General features: G+C 55.5%; 19 protein-coding genes and 1 rRNA gene. 9 read left to right on the top strand and 11 right to left on the bottom strand.

Translation table 11 applies throughout. From position 1 onward, the window contains the following. From F591_RS0111590 to F591_RS0111555, 8 genes are all read right to left on the bottom strand, one after another. Positions 1 to 297: ribosomal RNA gene (locus F591_RS0111590) — 16S ribosomal RNA — on the bottom strand; the annotation flags it as partial. Positions 298 to 1,468: 1,171 nt separating this feature from the next. Further along, positions 1,469 to 2,524, bottom strand: coding sequence for a tRNA (adenosine(37)-N6)-threonylcarbamoyltransferase complex transferase subunit TsaD (gene tsaD / locus F591_RS0111585; RefSeq protein ID WP_019534768.1), 1,056 nt, complete (start codon positions 2,522 to 2,524; stop codon positions 1,469 to 1,471). 29 nt (positions 2,525 to 2,553) lie between these two features. After that, positions 2,554 to 3,090 (bottom strand): ribosomal protein S18-alanine N-acetyltransferase, encoded by a 537-nt coding sequence (gene rimI / locus F591_RS0111580; protein WP_019534767.1) that lies wholly within the window; start codon positions 3,088 to 3,090, stop codon positions 2,554 to 2,556. 12 nt (positions 3,091 to 3,102) lie between these two features. Continuing rightward, on the bottom strand, positions 3,103 to 4,008 hold the full coding sequence (gene tsaB / locus F591_RS0111575; RefSeq protein WP_019534766.1) for a tRNA (adenosine(37)-N6)-threonylcarbamoyltransferase complex dimerization subunit type 1 TsaB: 906 nt from the start codon (positions 4,006 to 4,008) through the stop codon (positions 3,103 to 3,105). Further along, positions 4,005 to 4,496 (bottom strand): tRNA (adenosine(37)-N6)-threonylcarbamoyltransferase complex ATPase subunit type 1 TsaE, encoded by a 492-nt coding sequence (tsaE, locus tag F591_RS0111570; RefSeq protein WP_019534765.1) that lies wholly within the window; start codon positions 4,494 to 4,496, stop codon positions 4,005 to 4,007. Before tsaE ends, tsaB begins: the two co-directional genes overlap by 4 nt. A gap of 110 nt (positions 4,497 to 4,606) precedes the next feature. Further along, entirely contained in the window at positions 4,607 to 5,629 is a 1,023-nt protein-coding gene (thiL, locus tag F591_RS0111565) for a thiamine-phosphate kinase (protein ID WP_019534764.1), read from the bottom strand. Between the two features lie 198 nt (positions 5,630 to 5,827). After that, complete coding sequence (locus F591_RS0111560) at positions 5,828 to 6,010, bottom strand: H-type small acid-soluble spore protein (protein ID WP_019534763.1); 183 nt, start codon at positions 6,008 to 6,010, stop codon at positions 5,828 to 5,830. Positions 6,011 to 6,014: 4 nt separating this feature from the next. Continuing rightward, positions 6,015 to 6,215, bottom strand: a complete 201-nt coding sequence (locus F591_RS0111555; protein ID WP_019534762.1) for a hypothetical protein — start codon at positions 6,213 to 6,215, stop codon at positions 6,015 to 6,017. A gap of 423 nt (positions 6,216 to 6,638) precedes the next feature. Between F591_RS0111555 and ku the strand changes: the two genes are divergently transcribed. After that, complete coding sequence (gene ku, locus F591_RS0111550; protein WP_019534761.1) at positions 6,639 to 7,526, top strand: non-homologous end joining protein Ku; 888 nt, start codon at positions 6,639 to 6,641, stop codon at positions 7,524 to 7,526. Positions 7,527 to 7,594: 68 nt separating this feature from the next. Here the strand turns inward: ku and F591_RS0111545 are convergent, their stop codons facing one another. After that, positions 7,595 to 8,449 carry a MurR/RpiR family transcriptional regulator gene (locus F591_RS0111545; RefSeq protein ID WP_019534760.1) on the bottom strand — a complete coding sequence of 285 codons (855 nt, stop codon included), beginning with the start codon at positions 8,447 to 8,449 and terminating at the stop codon, positions 7,595 to 7,597. Positions 8,450 to 8,764: 315 nt separating this feature from the next. Here F591_RS0111545 and F591_RS0111540 point away from each other — a divergent pair, with 315 nt between their 5' ends. From F591_RS0111540 to F591_RS33540, 5 genes are read left to right on the top strand one after another with little or no spacing between them, the layout of a single operon-like run. After that, positions 8,765 to 9,802: a zinc-dependent dehydrogenase gene (locus F591_RS0111540; protein WP_019534759.1), complete on the top strand. Its 1,038-nt coding sequence runs from the start codon at positions 8,765 to 8,767 to the stop codon at positions 9,800 to 9,802. A gap of 55 nt (positions 9,803 to 9,857) precedes the next feature. Beyond that, positions 9,858 to 10,667 carry a class I fructose-bisphosphate aldolase gene (locus F591_RS0111535; RefSeq protein ID WP_019534758.1) on the top strand — a complete coding sequence of 270 codons (810 nt, stop codon included), beginning with the start codon at positions 9,858 to 9,860 and terminating at the stop codon, positions 10,665 to 10,667. Positions 10,668 to 10,717: 50 nt separating this feature from the next. Beyond that, positions 10,718 to 12,211, top strand: coding sequence for a xylulokinase (locus F591_RS0111530; protein ID WP_019534757.1), 1,494 nt, complete (start codon positions 10,718 to 10,720; stop codon positions 12,209 to 12,211). A 58-nt stretch (positions 12,212 to 12,269) separates the two neighbouring features. Beyond that, the gene (locus F591_RS27900; RefSeq protein WP_211217576.1) at positions 12,270 to 13,154 is read left to right on the top strand and encodes an MFS transporter; all 885 of its coding nucleotides are present in this window, start codon (positions 12,270 to 12,272) and stop codon (positions 13,152 to 13,154) included. Next, complete coding sequence (locus F591_RS33540) at positions 13,088 to 13,363, top strand: NAD(P)-dependent oxidoreductase (RefSeq protein ID WP_169445849.1); 276 nt, start codon at positions 13,088 to 13,090, stop codon at positions 13,361 to 13,363. Before F591_RS27900 ends, F591_RS33540 begins: the two co-directional genes overlap by 67 nt. A 118-nt stretch (positions 13,364 to 13,481) precedes the next feature. Here F591_RS33540 and F591_RS0111515 read toward each other — a convergent pair whose 3' ends face one another. After that, entirely contained in the window at positions 13,482 to 14,429 is a 948-nt protein-coding gene (locus tag F591_RS0111515; protein ID WP_019534754.1) for an ATP-dependent DNA ligase, read from the bottom strand. A 141-nt stretch (positions 14,430 to 14,570) separates the two neighbouring features. On the opposite strand from F591_RS0111515, the gene ligD reads away from it, so the two are divergent. Continuing rightward, the gene (gene ligD, locus F591_RS0111510) at positions 14,571 to 15,491 is read left to right on the top strand and encodes a non-homologous end-joining DNA ligase (protein ID WP_019534753.1); all 921 of its coding nucleotides are present in this window, start codon (positions 14,571 to 14,573) and stop codon (positions 15,489 to 15,491) included. On the opposite strand, the gene cls is transcribed toward ligD, so the two are convergent. Further along, positions 15,488 to 16,918 carry a cardiolipin synthase gene (cls, locus tag F591_RS0111505; RefSeq protein ID WP_019534752.1) on the bottom strand — a complete coding sequence of 477 codons (1,431 nt, stop codon included), beginning with the start codon at positions 16,916 to 16,918 and terminating at the stop codon, positions 15,488 to 15,490. The two genes, ligD and cls, sit on opposite strands and share 4 nt — an antisense overlap. Positions 16,919 to 17,131: 213 nt before the next feature. Here cls and F591_RS0111500 point away from each other — a divergent pair, with 213 nt between their 5' ends. Both F591_RS0111500 and F591_RS0111495 read left to right on the top strand, forming a co-directional pair. Continuing rightward, positions 17,132 to 18,778 carry a spore germination protein gene (locus tag F591_RS0111500; RefSeq protein ID WP_019534751.1) on the top strand — a complete coding sequence of 549 codons (1,647 nt, stop codon included), beginning with the start codon at positions 17,132 to 17,134 and terminating at the stop codon, positions 18,776 to 18,778. Continuing rightward, a complete protein-coding gene (locus F591_RS0111495) occupies positions 18,775 to 19,944 on the top strand; it encodes a Ger(x)C family spore germination protein (RefSeq protein WP_019534750.1) in 1,170 nt (389 codons plus the stop codon). Before F591_RS0111500 ends, F591_RS0111495 begins: the two co-directional genes overlap by 4 nt. Positions 19,945 to 19,950 lie beyond the last annotated feature (6 nt).

The following is a 19,950-nucleotide window of genomic DNA, read 5'->3' as shown; positions in this document are numbered from 1 at the left end:
CTACGCATCGTCGCCTTGGTAGGCCGTTACCCTGCCAACTAGCTAATGCGCCGCAGGCCCATCCGTAAGCCGCAGATTGCTCCGCGTTTCTTGGCTCCCCCATGCGAAGAAGCCACCTATCCGGTATTAGCTACCGTTTCCGGTAGTTATCCCGGTCTTCCGGGCAGGTTGCCTACGTGTTACTCCCCCGTCCGCCGCTCCGGATAATTCCCCGAAGGAAATCATCCAGCGCTCGACTTGCATGTATTAGGCACGCCGCCAGCGTTCGTCCTGAGCCAGGATCAAACTCTCCAAAAAGGATGTTGATTTAGCTCATGGCTTTGACTTGCTTAAAGTCGCACAAACACTTGCTCGTTGTTCAGTTTTCAAAGGACAAGATCATTTCTTAGTGCTCCTATCGGTTTTATCAACCTCTCAGAAGCGACTTTTATAATATATCATGTTTACTTCTTCGTTGCAAGTACTTTTTTCTCCCAAAATCGATTTTATTCGACTTTTTTCGCCCGCAACAGAAGCAGCAACGAATACTATATCAAAATTAAATTCAGTTTGCAAGTATTAAATAGGGGGTGTTTCTTGCCAAGCAAAATGCAATGACGAAGGAATCATTCGTCATAGGCGTCGATGCGAAAACAATACTGCCCAAGCCGTGTTTATTTCATCAGCTGTTCCTTACTGAGCTGTCCCTTCCTGCGCTCCCGCCGAAGCTTCCAAATTTCTAACGCTGGTGACAAACGCTATTTTGCTGAATCGAGCATTTTTTAAAATGTAACGAAACGTAGTAACGCTATTTGGTCAGAAACGCTGAATCGGGTAGCCCAAAATGCCCAATAAGGCTACTCACTTGCGTTAGAATGTCAAATCGATCGTTTCGAGCTAAATAAGCTCTGTGGCTAGCGTTAGCTCGGGCAAAAGGAACTTTTCTGGCAGCGCTCGAGAAAAACTTGCTCTCGGGCATGGCCCTTTATTGTGCAAATCTGCACTTTACTGCGACGAAGATACCCAGCCCGGCGCCCCCGAAACCCGCGTAAGCGCGCACTTCATATTAGCGTTTGGACTCCACGTTAACGTACGCACTCCATGTTAGCGCGTCCTTCCCCGGGCGACTCCTAGCACATGAGGCAACAAATCCTGCATAAAATGCAACATTTGCCGCGTTCCTCGCACAATAGTAAGGGAAATGTTGCACTTCGTGCAACATTTTGGGCGCGATTGGCTTCAAACCCGGGATCATCGCCCAAAATGTTGTACATTCTACAACATTGAGCCGTAAATAGGGTTTATCCCCCCGTTTTTGTTGTACAAAATACAACATTTGCGGACTCTCTCGAAAATTTGGCGATTAATCCACGGGCCAAAATTTCAACGCCGGAGGCGACGACTGATGACGAAAGGATTCGCTCGTCATAGGCGCCTCTCGTGAAAGTAGCCCCCGGTTCTGCCGCGCTGGCGGCATTTTCAACCTATATTACACTGACCAGCTCTCCAGCTTCATCAGCGGCTCCGCCTTCATCGTCAAAGAAGAATACTGCCCCCGGCGAAGCTTGAGGAACGCCGCGGCGGCGATCATGGCCGCGTTGTCCGTGCATAAGCTAAGGGGCGGCACAAGCAGCGGCAGCCCTTCCGCAGAGCAGCGGGCGGCAAGCTCCGTCCGCAGTCCCTTATTGGCGGCGACGCCTCCAGCCAACAGCAGCTGCCGGGCGCCAACGTCCCGAGCGGCGCGGAGCGATTTGTTCACCAGCACATCGATCACGGAATCCTGAAAGCCGCGGGCTACGGCGGAAGGAGCAAGCTCGATCCCCTTCATACGAGCCTGATTCAAGGCGGCCATCACGGCAGATTTCAAGCCGCTGAAGCTGAAGTCGTAGGAATTGGACTCAAGCCACGCCCGCGGCATTTCGACCGCTTCGTCCGCTTCGTGGGCAAGTCGGTCGACATGAGGCCCACCGGGATAAGGGAGTTTCAGCGCACGGGCCACTTTGTCGTACGCTTCGCCGGCTGCGTCATCCCGCGTTTGACCTATAATGCGAAAGCGTCCCTCGGTCTCAACGTGCACAAGCTCGGTATGCCCGCCGGACACGACCAGAGCGACCAACGGATATTGCAAATCGTGGACCAGCTGATTGGCATAAATATGGCCGGCAATATGGTGCACGCCGATTAACGGTTTGCCCAAGGCAAAAGCCAGCGCCTTCGCCGCAACCATGCCGACCAGCAGCGAGCCGACAAGACCTGGCCCTTGCGTTACCGCTACCGCAGCTACCTCATGCGGTGCGATTCCCGCTTCCTCGAAGGCCTGCTCGATGATCCAGCTGACCGATTCCACATGCTTGCGGGAGGCCACCTCGGGAACAACGCCGCCGAATTTTTGGTGGATATCCACCTGGCTCGATACGACATTGGACAGCACTTCTTTGCCGTCGCGTACAACCGCTGCCGATGTCTCATCACAGCTCGTCTCAATCGCGACGATATATGTCGGCGAATCGCCGTTCGCCATTTCCTGCATTCGTTGAATGTTCATCCGTTTACGAACCTTTCTTCCATTGCTCGTTATTCCGTTTCCGCCGCAGCCCCGTTCCGCTGCGATCGGACGCTCTCCGCAGCGCGGTCATCGGGGAGCTCGGCCCACATGATAATAGCGTCCTCCTGATTGTCCGTATAGTAGCCTCGGCGCACGCCAACCGAATAAAAGCCCAGCTTCTCGTACAGCCGCTGCGCGATTATATTGGAAGGGCGCACCTCCAGCGTCATCCGCACGGCGCCAAATAATCGGGCAGTCCGCTGCATTTCGCGCATCAATCGTTCCCCGAACTTGAGCCCGCGGAATTTGGAACGAACGGCGATGTTCGTGACGTGGGCTTCTTCCATAATCAGCCACATCCCTCCGTAGCCGGCAATTTCGCCGTCGCATTCCAATACGATGTATTTGGCGAATTGGTTATGAGTCAACTCATTATGGAAAGCGCCGGAGGTCCATGGCGTCGTGAACGCTTCCTGCTCGATTTCGCAAATAGCCGGGATATCCTCCACCCGCATAGGGCGCAGCTGAACGGAATTGGACAAGCCCCAAGCTTTCGCTTCTTCCATTGACTCGCCCCCTTATTTTTGTTTGGCCAGCAGCTTCGCTTCGGCTTCGGCCAACTGGGTATAATTGGGGACGAGACGATGAATTTCCTCGAACTGCCCGCTCCGCCATAGCCCGCCGGCCAATTCGGCGACATGTCTCGCCCGCATCGCATGCGGAACGAAGGAGACGCTGCCGTCCCACCGCTCGGCGAATCGTTGAATCGCTTCCCGATGAAGGTCCAGTTCTCCTGTAAAAACAATCCGCGCCGGCGCCTCTTCCGCCTTCGTCCGCTCCAACAAACGCTCGGTCCAATCAACGACAAGTCGAATGCCGTCCGGCTCGCTGCGCTGCCAGTAAAGCTCATCGCCCGGAGCCGTCCGAAACAATGCCGTAAATGCTTGTCCGCGCCGGGCGTCGACCAGCGGCACGACCCAGACGGAACGATCGGCCCATGCTGCCTGCAACGAAGACATCGCTGCCAGCGGCTCGCCCTTGCCGCCAATTTCGGGATGGGCATCGCTTGCGGCGGATTGGACAGCTTCATCATTCCCTTCCGCTTCGCCCGGGATACCTCGAACCGTTTTCTCCGCCCCGCCAAGCGCCAGCGCTTCCAGCGTCGAGACGCTGATCACGGGAATTCCGCGCGTCCAGGCGAACGTCTTGGCCATCGTGACGCCGATTCGAACGCCCGTGTACGACCCCGGCCCGCAACCGACCGCCAACGCGGACAAATCGCCTGGCTGCACGCCGACAGATTCCAGCAGCTTTTGGACCGTGGGAACCAAATATATCGAATGGTTGCGCTCGGCTTTGGATACGGTCTCGCCAAGCAGCTTGCCGCCGCGGACAAGCGCTGTCGTCATCGATGCAGTGGCCGTATCGATTGCCAGCAGCAGACCATCCGGCTCCGTGATGGATGAAAATTGTTCTCTCGTCATGTCAGCACACCGTTCTCCTTTAATTGTCGGCACCACGCGCTATACGGCTCTCCTATCGGATGAAGCCGGAACGAGCGGCCGCTTTCTTCATAGGCGATATGGATATGGAGCCGTTCCGGAGGCAAAATGTCCTCGATGAGCGAAGCCCATTCGATCAAGGTCACTCCGCTTCCATAGAAATAATCGTCCAGACCGAGCTCGTCGGCCTCCTCCAGGGACAGCCTGTACACATCCATATGGTAAAACGGAAGCTGCGCGCCCTCATACTCTTTGATAATCGTAAACGTGGGACTATTGACAAGATCCCGAACGCCAAGGGCGCGAGCGAGCGCTTGGGAGAAAGCCGTCTTGCCCGCGCCAAGGTCGCCGTCCAAGCCAAGCACGCTGCCCGGCTCCAGCAGTGAAGCGAGACGCTGCGCCAAGTAGGCCGTATCCTCCAAGCTCGCCGCTCGATACAAGTAACTGTTGTCATTTGCTGCTTCCGCCATACTGGCACCCGCTCCTTTTGACTTTCTTGAAAATTTGGCGGTTCCCCGGGGCAAACATTTCAACACCGCAGGCGACGTCGATGGACGAAGGGCTCGCTCGTCACAGTCGTCTAACGAAAATGATTGTACCCGCCCTTCTCGAGAACTCGGCGGCTTCCGTCCGATCCGATCAGCCTGACCTCGCGATGCTGCGGAGTGACCGTTCCGATCAAGTGAAACGCGATACCTGCATCCTGCAGCTTGCTCTGCACGGCGGCAGCGGCGGACGGCGGCAGCGTGCCGATCAATTGATAATCTTCGCCGCCGTACAGCACATAATCCAGCGGATTTTTGCCTTGAGCCATGGCCCAATTCGCAACCGCTTCATGCACCGGCAATGCTCCTTCCAGCAGCTCGATGCCGATACCGGAAGCTTCCGCGATCTCCCACGCCTCGCTCGCCACGCCGTCGCTAACATCGTTAAGCGCGCGGCAGCCGGCCGCCAGCAGCAGACGGCCCGCCGCAATTTGCGGCTCCGGCCGGCAATGAGCCTGCACGAGCGCAGCTTCCCAGCCCGATGCGCAATGCCACTCGCTTGCCGGCACGTTGCGCTCCAGCAGCATAGCGAGCCCGGCCGCCGACATGCCCGGATGCCCCGTGACGAATACGACATCGCCCGGCCGCGCGGCCGAGCGTAGCAGCGCATGGCCAGCTTCCACTTCCCCGATAACGGTAACCGATACTGTTCGGCCGCCTGCCGAGGAGGTCGTATCCCCGCCGACGATCTCGATGCCGTGGCGGTCTGCGCATGCCCGAAGCCCGTCGTATAGGGCGCGTATCCCTTCAACCGGCGTATGCTTGGGAATCGATAAAGCGACAAGCGCATACCGGGGCATGCCTCCCATGGCGGCGATGTCGCTGGTCGCGGCAGCCATCGCTTTGTAACCGATGTCGTATTCGCGCATCGTGACGGTTTTAAAATGAATCTCCTCCGTCATTGTATCGCACGTAAGGACCAGCTGCATGCCGCCCTTAGGCTCGATAACCGCCGCGTCGTCCCCGATGCCGGTAATCACGCCGTCTTGCCGAACGGGCGCATCGTGCGGATTGCGTTCTGTCAAGAGCCGGATTAAAGAAAATTCATCGAGATTCAATGCGGACGCCCCCGAACGTCGAATTTCCGCGCTAGCGTTTTGACCATTATTATAGCCCTCCCCGGGAGCATGGGCAACAACGCGCAGCTTATTTTTTGAACGCCCTCTGCATCGCCCGCCATTCGCAAAACAAAAAAAGACTTCCCGGCGTTCATTATCAGAATCGACGGAAAGTCTCGCGTTTAAGCGGCGGAATTGCTATTCGGACTCGATCAATCGTTCGACCGGAACGACGCGCGTATCGTTCGGCCGGTTCTCGGCGTGTACTGTAGCGGTATGGTTCTGGCGATCCACATTGTCGATCCATACGGGTATTCCGTCCAGGTGCACGTTGATTTTTTGCGTGGATTCGATAATCGCCTGAGCGCGGTCGGCATTCATGATGTCATTCACCTCCGCCTGCAACCGAATCCGGTGCGTTCATGGTATCGGTCGTCGAATCGCCGATCAGACCGTTGTGGGGAGTGACGTATCCGCCCCCAAGCCCTTCGTTAACCATACGGTCGATATCCATAAAATAATCGTCCCGGCCTTCATGGGGCAGATCGGAGTTCGGGGCGCCGCCGGATGTGTTCGCATCGCTCACCAAATCATCATCCTTTCTGTCATCGCATCAAAGGGTATATTGCCCGCTCCAGGCCATCCTCATGCACGGGGCACGATTGAAACGCTGTGACGCATTGCGGGCGGGACGCCGGCCGTCCGCATGCAAAGGGCACGATGCATTCCTGGGCTTGTCCGAGGCATACTAACCGAGTAAACGACGTCAGATCTGTCGGACCAATTGCTGCATTACGCTTAAGATATCGGTTTTCCTTCGGAAACCGGGCAATGCTCATGAATGCCAGCTTATCTAATGGAAATCTCGGCTTAGGCTTTCGATGCCAGCTTTCCTGAAGGGATGCCCAGCTTATGCTTTTAGGCTTTCGATGCCGGCTTTCCTGACGGAAAGCCTAGCTTAGGCTTTCGATGCCGGCTTTCCTGACGGAAAGCCTTGAGGAGGGATTCTATGCACACGGTATGGAAAGGCGCGATCAGCTTCGGCCTCGTGCACGTACCTGTCAAAATGTTCTCTGCCACAGAAGACAAAAACATCTCCATGCGCATGATCCATAAGGAATGCAGCACGCCCATCAATTTCGTCCGCAAATGCCTAACATGCGACCGCGAAGTGGCGAACGAGGAAATCGTGCGCGGCTACGAATACGAGCCGGGAGCGTTCGTCGTGTTCGACAAGGATGAGCTGGAACAGCTGACAGGCGAGGTGACGAAGGAAATTAAAATTCTAGACTTCGTCAAGCTGGAGGATATCGATCCGGTGTTTTTCCAAAAAACGTACTACCTGGCCCCGAGCGAAACCGGGGCCAACGCCTACAGCCTGCTGCTCGAGGCGATGCGGCAGACCGGCAAAATCGGCATCGCCAAAGTATCGATCCGCTCCAAAAGCAGTCTGGCGGCGATTCGCATCATCGACCGGTGCATCGCCATGGAGACGATCTTCTATCCGGACGAAATCCGCTCCGTCGATCAGGTGCCCAATCTTCCCGAAACGGCGAAGGTGAACGACAAGGAGCTGGATATGGCCAAAATGCTGATCGAGCAGCTCAGCACGCCGTTCGAGCCGGAGAAATACAAGGACGACTACCGCTCGGCCGTGCTGGAGGCGATCGAGCAGAAAGTATCCGGCAAGCAAATCCGCGTAGCGCCGGAGCCGCAAAAATCGAACGTCATCGACCTGATGGCGGCGCTCCAGGCCAGCCTCGAGGCGTCCAAGCCCGCAGCCGACACCGGAAAAGCCGAAGCCAAAACGGCGAAGGGGAAATTAGCGGCAGATCCGGAAGACAAGCCGACAGGCAAAAGAAAAAGCAAGTCGAAAAAGGAGAACGTCGGCGGCTAAAGCCTTGTCCAGGCTGCGGCCGGGCATAGTAAAAGACCTGGCCGATTGGCCAGGTCCTTTCGCGCCGGTCAAAATCGTTTGTGAGTTGTCGCTTCGCGGGTACGCTGAAAATTATCCAAATAATAATCTTGATCCGTTAAGGCAACCCCGGTTACGAGCACATCGATGATCGTCAGCTGGGCAATCCGGGAAGCGGTGGCGTCCGTCCGGAAGCGGGTCTCCTTGGAAAAAGTGAACAAGCTGAAATCGGCCTGCTTCGTTAAAGGCGATTTCGAAAAGTTGGTGATCGCAATAACCGTAGTCTTCCTCTCCTTACAAAGCGAGATGGCCGAAAGAATATCCTTGTTCGTTCCGGAATGCGAGATGGCGATCATCACATCGTCTTGCGAAAGCATGCTCGCGCCCATCAATTGCATATGGTTGTCCAGATAAGAAATGACGGGAATGCCGATTTTCAGAAATTTATGATGCGCATCAAGCGCTACCATCCCCGAAGCGCCATTTCCTACGATCATGATGCGTCTGGCCTTCTTCAGCGCATCAATGGCTCCCTGGAGCTGCTGGTCATCCAATATTTGCAGCGTGTCGAGAATGGTGGAAGACGCGGCGGTAAATATTTTTTCCTTGATCGCTCCGATCGAATCCTCGTCGTTAATATCCTCGTGCAGCTGCTTTGTCGGAGTCGACAAGCTTCGCGCAACATCGATTTTCATTTCCTGATACCCTTTATAACCGATCTTGCGGCAAAAGCGAATGATGGAAGAATCGCTGCTCGTCGTTTTTTCGGACAGCTCCGTAATCGATAACCGAATAATCTCGTCAGGTTTGGATAACAGAAATTCGGCAATTTTCTTCTCAGTATCGGTAAAATACTGCTGCGTCGCTTCTATTCTGGCAATGTAAGAGGCTCTTTGAGTAATCATGCAAACTCCTTCTCTATTCCTGAAAAAATCTCGATTTTCTAGGGATTTGGCAGCACTAAGTTCATATTACACCGATAAGCTGAAACTAGCAATTCTTATATCTTTTTAGAAGAAATACTTCAGAAAAAATAAAATATTACTTGAAGTTTATCTTCAGGATAGATATAATCAAGGTGAAAGGAGGCTGCATTCGAATATGACGAGAAGCGCCCCGCCTGAGCGAATCATCCGTCCGTATTGCAAGCGCTTCCTGTTCGGAGGAGGAAACAACGCGGGTACCGCTCAATTTCTGAAGACGAGGAGAGAACGATCAGCATGAAGGCAGCTATTTTACATGAACCGAAAAAAATTTCCGTACAGGACGTGGCCGTACCGCAAATCAGCGAGTTTGAGGTACTCGTTCGCATCCGGGTCAGCGGGGTTTGCGGTACCGACGTACGCATTTTTAACGGCGAGAAAACGAAGGGAGTTCGCCCCGATTCCATCATCGGTCATGAAATGGTGGGCGTTGTCGAACAGGTCGGAAGCCAGGTCGCCGGGTTTGCCAAGGGAGACCGGGTAGGCATTATGCCCGTCATTCCTTGCCTTAAGTGTCATTATTGCTTGAACGGGCGGGAAAATGCATGCGCCAACCGCAAGGCCATCGGATACGAGTTCGACGGAGGCTTTGCGGAATATGTCAAAATTCCGCAGATTGCGCTGGAAGCAGGCAACCTGGTGAAACTGCCCGATCACGTTCCTTTTGAGCAGGCCGTCGTAGCCGAGCCTTTAGCCTGCTGCATCAACGGACATCGCAAGGCCAATGTGCGCATGAACGACACTGTCGTCGTCATCGGCGGAGGCCCCATCGGACTCATGCACGTTCAACTGGCCAAAATTTCGGGGGCGCGCAAGGTGATCCTCAGCGAACCGGTCGAGCATCGGTTGGAGCGCGCTTTGACAGCAGGAGCCGACATTGTCGTGAACCCGCTGAGACAATCGCTGCATGATGTCATCATGCAGGAGACGAACGGGCTTGGCGCGGATGTGGTCATCATGGCGATTGGCGTACCGTCCATCGTACAGGAATGCATCGGGCTGCTGCGCAAAGGAGGCACCATCAACCTGTTCGCCGGCTTCCCCAAAGGGGTGAAATGCGAAATCGATCCGAATGTGATTCATTACCAGGAAGTACAGGTAACCGGAACGACCGCCTTGACCCGCAACGATTACTTGACGGCCTTGTCCCTTATCGCAACTGGAAAAATAAACACCGAAGTTCTTACTACGCCGGGTTACACGCTGGATCGGATCGAGGAAGCCATTTTGGATGTAAAGACCGGAAAAGGAATGAAATCGATCATTCACATGTAAACGGACAAATTGAAAAAAGATTACCAGCCAATTTACACTCCAAGGAGGATGCTATATGTTATTAGGAAAAGAGATTCGATTGAAACGACTGCTCAATAAAGAAACAGGCCGGCTGCTTGCGGTAGCGGTCGATCAGGCGACGGCAAGAGGCATCTTTGACGAATTAATGCCGATCGGCCGGAAAATCTCGGAGATCGTCGCCGGCGGGCCGGATGCGATGACCATGCACAAAGGCATAGCCGAAATGTGCTTTCCGCAGCATGCCGGGAAAACTGCGCTTATTCTGAAATGCTCCACCTTCTCGCCATGGCAGCCGAATTATGACACGTGGGTAGCGGATGTGGAAGAAGGCATTCGGCTCGGCGCCGATGCAGTGTCGATGGGTTGTATCGTAGGGGGCGACGACCAGCCGGAACAACTTCGCAACCTGGGGCTCATTTCGGGGCAAGCGGCGAAGCACGGAATTCCGATGATCGCCCATATTTATCCGCGCGGCAACCTGATTCCTTCCGAAGAAAAGGATCATTGGAAGCATGTAGCCTATGCCGTAAGGGCAGGCGCAGAGCTGGGCGTAGATATCGTCAAGACGAAGTACACCGGCAACCCGGACACGTTCCGCAAAGTGGTGGAAGCGACGCCTTGCAAGGTAGTGGTCGCAGGCGGAGAGAGCGGAAGCCGCATTGAAGATTATTTCCAAATGGCCAAGGATGTCATTGATGCCGGGGGCATCGGCATTACGTTCGGACGCTTCGTATGGAGCAACAGCAACCCGACAGCGATCGTCAAGGCGTTGGATCATGTCATCCACCGGAACGGATCGGTCAAGGAAGCGGTCGAATTATATAACGAGCTGAATCAAAGGTAATTCAGGTTTGGCGCAAAGCGGGAAAGCGAGGGGAACGTATGTCTCATGTCATGGGAATTGATATAGGCACCAGCGGGATTAAAGTGGGCGCGCTAAATCGGGAAGGACAGCTTGCGTGGTTACAGTATGAGCCGTATTCTCTCCTGTTTCCCGGGCCGGGTTGGGTGGAGATCGATCTGGAGCTGATCTGGGAGCTTGTTCAGAAGCTGGCAGCCAAAGTGTGCAGACAAGTAAGAGATCACGGCGGAGAGATCGAGGCCATTTCCTTGTCCTGCTTCTGCAACGCCTCCGTGTTCATGGATGAAACGGGGAGACCGCTGTGCAACGGCATCATGTATATGGACCAACGAAGCATAGCGGAAGCCGATTGGATCCGGAACCATGTGCCCGAAGAGCAGCGCTTTGCGATCACCAAAAATCGGATCGAGCCGGGGATGTTCTCCGCGACATCTTTATTGTGGGTCAAAAATCAACGCCCCGAACTGTATCGCAATACGCACAAATGGGGGCATTTGTCCTCGTTCATCCTGTATAAGCTGACCGGCGAGTTCGTGCTCGATTGGACCCAGGCTTCCTATACGTCCTTGTACGATGTAGCGCAATACCGGTGGTCGCAGGAGCTGGCGGACCTGTATGGAATCGATGAACGGAAGTTACCCGAAGTGGTAGGCTCCAGCGAGATCGTGGGCAGGCTTCTCGCCTCCAGCGATCTCCCCCTCGGTCCTGTCCCGGTCGTCGCCGGAGGAGCGGATACGGCCTGCTCCACCCTGGCGCTGGGGCTGAAGCCCGGAGAACTCTTCGAATCGGTCGGAACGTCGAATGTGCTGACCATCTGCAACGATCATCCGCAATCGTTCGACGCCCGCTTCATGAACCGGTGTCACATCTTGAAGCACCGCTGGCTGTCGCATGGCGCTATGTCCACTCCCGGCTCCACCATCCGCTGGTTCAAGGAAACGTTCCTAACCGCTGCCGAACAACGGAACCACGCGGCCTTGGACGAACTCGTTCAAGGTTCGCGTCCCGGAGCTAACGGATTGTTTTTCCTCCCCTACATGTTTGGGGAACGAACCCCGATCTGGGACATTCATGCCAGGGGTACCTTTATCGGGCTGGACCTGACCTCGACGAAAGCTGATATGCTGCAAGCGATCTTTGAAGGGTGCGCATACGGCTTGCGGCAAATTTACGAAATCATGGAGCAAAATTATGCGCTCCCTTACAGCGAATTCAAGTCAATCGGGGGAGGAGCCAAGAACCAGCATTGGGCGCAGATCAAATCGACGGTGCTTGGCAAAAGTATCCAAGTGCAGGAGGTATCCGAATCGGCGGCCTGCGGTGCGGCCCTGCTGGCCGGCAATGCCGCCGGGTTCGTCGACAGCCTGCAGGAGGGCATTCCCGGGTTCGGGAAAACCTTGTATCACGTGGAGCCGGATCAGCAGCTAAGCGATTTCTACGAACAGCGGTATCAATTATTCAATGAACTGTACCCTTCACTGCGAAACTTTTTTGCAAAGGCCTCCATATTGAGAAATAAACAATGACCATTTAAACAGTTGCTCATGAAAGCGTTCGCAAATTTAGGAAGGGATGATGAGCAATATGGCAAAGCCTATTGGAGTACAAAAGAAGAAATCGGGTTACCGCTGGATCGTGCTTGCCGTTATTTTTCTCGTATACACCGTTTGCATGGCCGACCGGACCAATATCGGCGTTGTATTGCCGTTCTTAAAAAAGGAATTTACGCTTAGCAACTTCGAGTCCGGCGCCATCGCCAGCTTCTTCTTCCTCGGTTACGCGATTACCCAAATACCGGCAGGCTTCTGGTTAGGCAAAAAAGGATCGCGCGGTATCGTCTCATTGGCTGTGCTTGGATTTTCCGCCGTCACCTTTCTGATCGGGACGATCAGCAATGTGGCCAGCCTGAAATGGCTGCGTCTCGCGCTTGGCGTGACGGAAGGCCCTGCTCCGGTTAGCATGACCTCGACGATCAACCAATGGTTCCCGGCAAAAGAAAAAGCGACGGCCACTGGAGTGTATATCGCTTCCACGCAGCTGGCCCCTATCATTGTGCCGATCATTGCCACCTGGATTGCAATCGCTTACGGCTGGCGCAGCGTATTCTATTGGTTCGCCATTCCGGGGATCATTTTGGCTGCCGTATGGTACTTCCTGGTCAGAACGAAGCCCGAGGAAAGCCCTCATGTTTCGCAGGAAGAATTGGAATATATCCGCCAAAGCGAAGCGGACGACACCAAGGGAACCGTCGATCAAAAATCATTCGGTTGGCTGGATAAGCTGATTCGGTATAAACAGGTCGAACGCATTTCGAACATCAAAGGCGTTTTCAAATCATGGAATATTATAGGAAATACTCTCGTTTATTTCCTTATGAACTGCGTCGTTTACGGCATGTTAACATGGGTTCCTTCCTACTTGGTGAATGCGAAAGGCTACTCCTTTATGCAGATGGGGTTTGTTTTTTGAATCAAGGAGTCATTGCCGGCGCTGCCCTGGATGTTCTGTCCATCGAGCCGCCTCACGCTTCGAACCCGTTATTCGGTGCGGCCAACTGCATCATTACTCCGCACATTGCCTGGGCGACGAAAGAAGCAAGAGCCCGATTGCTCGCCATAGCGGCAAATAATATTCAAGCTTTTTTGTCCGGGACATTGACGAATGTAGTGAATAAATAGAAGCGGGGCTGTCCCTGCTTATCGAGCAAAGACGTACTTCAGGAGAAATTCCGCGAAGTACGTCATTTTCGCTTCATGGAGGGCGCTGCCCGCAGCTTACCCGCAGCTTTCCTGCGGCTTAAGTGAAATCGAACACGCAATCGGCCGGATCGGCATCGACGAAGGCCTGGATCGACGGCTGGCGCAGCGTGCGGCCTTCCTTCCAGCGCCACTCGGTATACTTCACCTTGACGACGAACCGCGGCTCGACAAAATAAGCTTTCTTCATATCCGGATGATCGTTGACGAAAGGCTTGACGCCGATCAGGAGCGGCTTCAGCTTGTCCGTCAGTGCAGCCCATTCGGACCTGGCCATTCTGCCCGTGCCGACATGCCCGATATAATAAAGCCGCCCTTGGCGATCATAGACTCCGACCAGCACGGCGTTGACGATTCCCGCATTCAAGGTAAAGCCCCCGATGACGGCCAGTAAATCTCCGTAATTTTTGACCTTTACCCAACGTTCGTCCTTGCCGTTCAACGCATAGGAGCTGTTCGCATTCTTGCTCACAATGCCTTCCATCCCCTGCTCCTTCATCAGCCTGAACAACGCTTCCCCGTCGGCAAAGGAAGGGACGAGCTGTACCCGGCGCTCGGGCTTTAAGATGGATTTCAGCAGCTCGTTTCTCTCTTTCAGCGTCCGCTCCGTGACCCACGCGCCGTTATAATACAGCACGTCGAACACCATATAAGCGACAGGCACCAGCTTCGCCGCCGTCTTCACCCGTTCGGCCCGGCGAATGCCGTCCCGTTTCATCACTTCATGGAACGACGGCTTGCCATTTGCTCCGAGCGCGATCATCTCGCCGTCCAGAATGACCGACTCCGCGGAGCAGTATGAGCGAATGTCCTGCAGCTCGGGATAATTGACGGTCCGTTCGTTCCGCTTGCGGTTGAACAACCTTACCTCGCTTCCGTCATAATAGGTCAAGATGCGGACCCCGTCCCATTTGACCTGGTGGATCCATTGCTCCCCCTCCGGGACCGACGTCCGGCTAACCGGTTCGAAAGGTATGATTGGCTCCATGAGGCAGCGCCCCTTCCCTCGTTTTTCTTAGTATATCCAGTCGGAATGGACCATACTATGAATGCCTGAAACGAAAAAAACGTGAAGCAGCAAGCCACCACACCCGCTTTCCGCCGGAAAGCCCGAGGAGGACAAGCCGATATGGCAGCGCCGGGAACTCCCCACCGTACAGTCAAGGGCACCGTGACGATCGACGGCCACGAGCTGACGATCACGAACCCCGACAAGCCGCTGTGGCCAGAGAAAGGAATCACCAAGGCTCAATATCTCGAAAAGCTGGGCAAGCTCGCCCCTTACCTGCTGGCGTATTGCCGCAGACGGTATTTGACGACGATTCGTTACCCGCACGGCTGGGAAGGCAAATCGTTCTATCAAAAGAACGCGCCGGAACCGACGCCGCCTTTCGTCAAAACCGCCGTGCTGCAAGGCGTCAATTACGTCGAGCTCGACTCGCTGCCGACGCTCATCTGGCTCGGCAATCTGGCCTGCCTCGAGTTCCACCCTTCGTTCCACCGAATCGGCGAGACGCTGCCCGCCGAATGGGTGATCGACATCGACCCGAGCGTCGACCCCGAGCCGCGAATTATGCAGGCCGTGCAGCTGATCGGCGAAATTTTGGATAAAATGAACATCCGTTCCGTTCCCAAAACGTCCGGGGCGACCGGCGTGCAAATCTACGTGCCGATTCGGCAGGACAAAGGCTACACGTTCGAGCAGCTGAGAAGCATCGGCCATTTCGTCGCGTCCTACGCCGTCAAGCTTCATCCACGGCTGTTCACGATCGAACGACTGAAGAAGGACCGCGGCGACCGCATCTATATCGATTATTTGCAGCATTGGCCCGGCAAGACGCTGTCCGCGCCGTATACGCCGCGCGCCCGCCGGGACGCCAGCGTATCCACGCCGCTCACCTGGGAGGAAATTGCCTTAAGACCGGACCCCCGCGACTTTCATCTGCTCAATATCGAAGAGCGCCTTAAAGCAACCGGCGATTTGATTGCCCAATGTCCGCCGCAGGATCTGGACCAGGTGCTGTCAGTGATTGGCGGCCGGCACGCTTAAAGCAACGGAGACAGCAAATGCGCCGCCGCCTCCATGCCCTTCTGCCAGCAGGAACGGCGCTCGAAGCGCTCCAGCTTGATCTCCGTGCTGTTCTTCAAATCTTGCAGAAAATCGCTCTCGATCCGCTTGATTGTCTCCTGATCGAACAGCACGGCGTTCAGCTCGAAATTGCTGAAGAAGCTGCGCATATCGACATTGGCCGTGCCGACGGACGCCATCAAATCGTCGATCAGCAGCACCTTGGCATGAATGAAGCCGGCCCGGTAAGCGTAGAAGCGAACGCCCGCGTGCATCAATTCTTCCATATAAGATAGCGAAGCATAATGGACGAGCCGGGAATCGGCCTGTTCGGGAAAAATGACGCGCACGTCGATCCCGCTGGCCGCTGCCGTCCTCAGCCCCATGCTGATGCTCGGATCGGGAATAAAATACGGCGTCGTTACATAGACCCGCTTCTTGGCGGCGGTGATCGCGCCGAAGTACATTTCGAGAATCGCGTCCGAATAGGCGTCCGGGCCGCTGGCGATCACCTGAACGGGCTTGCCCGGAGCCGTGCTATGCTCAGGAAAATAACGGCTCTCGGCGACAGCGCTTCCGCTGACAAAACGCCAATCGTTCAAAAAAACCTGCTGCAGCGAATAAACGGAATCCCCGCTCAAGGCCAAATGCGTATCCCGCCAATAGCCCAGCTTCGGGTTTCCCCCCAAATATTCGTCCCCGATGTTGATGCCTCCAAGGAAGCCGACCGTGCCGTCCACCACAATAATTTTGCGATGATTGCGGTAGTTGATTCTTTTATCGAAAAAAGCGATCGCCGCCGGCAAAAAGAAATAAACCTCCGCCCCCGCTTCCCTCAGCTCCTTGACGTATGCGCCGTCCAGCGCGTAACTGCCGATCCCGTCGAAAATGCAGCGGACCTCGACGCCTTCCCGCGCTTTGCGGATCAACAGCTCCTTGAATGCCGTGCCGATCCGGTCGCTGCGCACCGTATAAAACTCGAAATGAATGTGATCCTTGGCCTGCTCCATCGCCTTGAGCATCGCCGGGTACGTCTCGTGCGCATCGATGTAGATGGAAATCTCATTGCACAGCGTGATCGGCGCGCCGGGCATATTTCCGAGCAGAGCGTAGAGCCGCGGTTCGTCCCGCCATTCCTCCATGCCCCCGAACTCCAGCACACGTTCGACCGACGGGCGCGCCTTGACCGCCTGCTTGCCGATCCCCGTATGCCAGGCGCGCCGCTTCCGCACCTTCCGGCGCTTCCGGTATTCCGACGCCAAAAAATAATACATCACGAAGCCGATCAGCGGAAAAACGAACAAAATCGCCAGCCAAGCTACGGTTTTGGAAGGATTGCGGAATCCCCCGATCAGGATCGTCAATATTTGAACGATAAATAAAACAAGTGCGGCGATGATCCAAATCATGATGTCGCTCTCTTCCTTCCCTTCCCATGCAAATGCCTCGCAGGCTGCGCTTTGGACCTTTGTTAGCTTTTACCGCCAATTCCATGCCTATTCCTCGCAGCAGAACTTTTTGCGACGCGAGACAGTTTCAGCCGCTTCGCGTGCTCGCTGCTGCATTTGGCATAATTTTTCGTTATTGGAGAAAAATAAGCCGTATCCCAGGGATGTTATTGCATGGGCTTACGCAAGGAGGTCAGCAGTCCGGTGAAGCGCAGCCGCGGCAACGCTACTGAACAAACGCGCAGCAAGCAGCTGCACCAATTGGACTACCGTTTTATCGACGACCTGAAATCCGCGCCGATCGCGGATCGATTAGAAGACAATAAACAATATTTGAACGAGCTGTTCGAGGATTGCTCGGATTTTGTCGTACGCGAATTCCAAATTGAGCAGGGCGCCAAAGCGCTGCTGTTTTTCGTCGACGGCATGGTCAACACCGAATTGGTCAACGACGTCATGAAGACGTTGATGGTGTTTGACGGCGGCGACCGGGATATTGAGCGTCTTCTTCGCCAATCGCTTCCCGTATCGCAAATCCAGCAGGCCGACAATTTCGGCGATCTCCTCTTGTCGCTGTTGGGCGGCGACGCCGGGCTCATCCTGGACGGCAATCATCAGTCGCTGCTCTTGGGCATACGGGGAATGGAGAAGCGGTCGATCAACGAGCCGGAGAACGAAGCGGTCGTCCGCGGTCCGAAGGAAGGCTTCGTCGAGAACATGCGGACCAATACGTCGCTCGTTCGCCGCAGGCTGAAGACGCCGCGGCTCAAGATGAAGCATTTGACCATCGGCCGGGAAAGCAATACGAGCGTCGTCGTCACTTACCTGGACGGCATCGCCGACCCGCTGGTGGTGGACGAGGTGCTCAACCGGCTGGAGCAGATCGATATCGACGGCGTGCTGGAGTCCGGCTACATCGAGGAGTTTATCCAGGACTCTGCGTACTCCCCTTTCCCCCAAGTGCAGTATACGGAACGGCCGGATATGGTGGCGGGGGCGCTGCTGCAGGGCAAAGTCGGCATCATCATCGACGGAACGCCGTTCGTTCTGATCGTCCCCTTCGTCTTCATGGATATTTTGCAGGCGACAGAGGATTATTACGAGCGGTTCCAGATCGCTACCTTGATCCGCTGGCTGAGATATTTGTTCATGTTCCTGTCCTTGCTCACGCCCGGCCTGTATGTGGCGATCACGACGTTTCACCAGGATTTGCTGCCCACGTCGCTGCTGCTTTCGGTCGCGGCAGCGAGAGAGGCGATCCCCTTTCCCGCCGTCGTGGAGGCGCTGATTATGGAGATCACCTTCGAAGCGCTGCGGGAAGCCGGCATTCGCCTGCCCAAGACGGTGGGCTCCGCCGTCAGCATTCTCGGGGCGCTCGTTGTCGGACAGGCCGCCGTACAGGCCGGCATCGTCTCGGCTCCGATGGTCATCGTCGTATCGATCACCGGCATCGCATCCTTTACGATTCCGCGCTACAACGGAGCGATCGCCGTGCGGATGCTCCGCTTCCCGATCATTATTGCGGCGTCGCTGTTCGGACTGTACGGAATTATGATTTCCGTCATGCTGATTATCGGACATCTGGCCGACCTGCGCTCCTTCGGCATTCCGTATTTGTCGCCGCTCGGCCCCTTGTCTTACGCCGACCTGAAGGATGTGGCGATCCGGGCGCCGTGGTGGACGATGAGAAGCAGGCCTTCCTTTATATCGCTGAAGGATACGCAGCGGATGGATACCGAGCTTCCGGAGCAAATCTATAAGCAAGGCGGACAGCGGGGCATGGAATTCCGGCATCAGAAGGAGGAGGATGAAGCGCAATGAGGCGAATACGCCAAGCGGCCGTCTCGGTTCTGTCGCTCATCTGCATGCTTCCCGTGCTGTCCGGATGCTGGGACCGCACCGAGATCAACGACCTGGCTTTTATTTTGACATCGGCCTTAGATCTTGAGCCCGGGGGCAAAATCCGCTATACCGTGCTCGTTCCCCTGCCCGGGCAAATGGGCGGCGCGACCGGCGGCGGCGGCGGGACCGGCGGCGACAAAAGCTATTATGTCGATTCCGAGGTCGGCAATACATTCCCCGAGGTGCAGGAGAAGCTGCAGAGGCGCATGTCCCGCCGCATGTTTCTGGCCCACCGCCGAACGATACTGATCGGGGAAGACTTGGCCAGGCAAGGAATAAGCAACTTTTTCGACCATACTCCCCGATCGCCGGAGAGCCGAATGACTACATATTTAATCATTACGAAGGGCAAAGCATATGAACTGCTGCAGTCGAACCCCCGATTCGAGCGGTTTCCGTCGGAGACGATTCGCGAGCTGGCCAAAACCCGGGCTGTTATCGACATGGACATGAAGGATTTCGGTCTCGCGCTCAGCGCGCCGGGAAGCGACGCATCCGCCGCTTATATGTCCATCCGCAAGTCGCAGAAGAGCGAGAAGCCGTCGGAGGAGGTGGAAATCATCGGCTATGCCTTGTTCCGGGACTACAAGATGGTGGGAACAGTTAGCGGCATCAGCGCTCAAGGCCTCGGGTGGCTGAAGGCCCGCCCGGTCATGGCTACCGCCATGATCGAAATGGAAGGCGGGCCAAAGCTGACGATGCGCATCATCGATTTGCGCAACCGCATCCGCGTTAAAATCGTAAACGGCAAGCTGCGCTTTGTCATGAACGTCGAGGCCAAAGCCAAATTGCAGGACTCCGCCCCTCCCGTCGACATGATGCTGACAAGCAACGTCCGCAAGGCGGAGAAGGCTCTGTCGGATTATATCGAAAAGGCCATGCGCTCGACGCTGAAGGACATGGAGAAGCTTGGGGTCGACGCCGCGCAGCTCGGCGCTTATATCTGGCGAGCGTACCCGAAGCTGTGGGAGGATCGATATCTGCCGCAATGGCCGCAAGCGCTGGGGAAGGCCGAGTTCGATATCCGCGTCAACAGCCGGATCGTCGAAACCGGGCTCATCAACAAAAACGTCCTTACGGAATAGACGCCT

The sequence above is a fragment of the Paenibacillus ginsengihumi DSM 21568 genome (genome assembly GCF_000380965.1).
In the GTDB taxonomy this organism is placed as follows: domain Bacteria; phylum Bacillota; class Bacilli; order Paenibacillales; family NBRC-103111; genus Paenibacillus_G; species Paenibacillus_G ginsengihumi.
The sequence above is the reverse complement of the archived record's forward strand: the minus strand, read 5'-3'. Positions and strand labels throughout refer to the sequence as shown.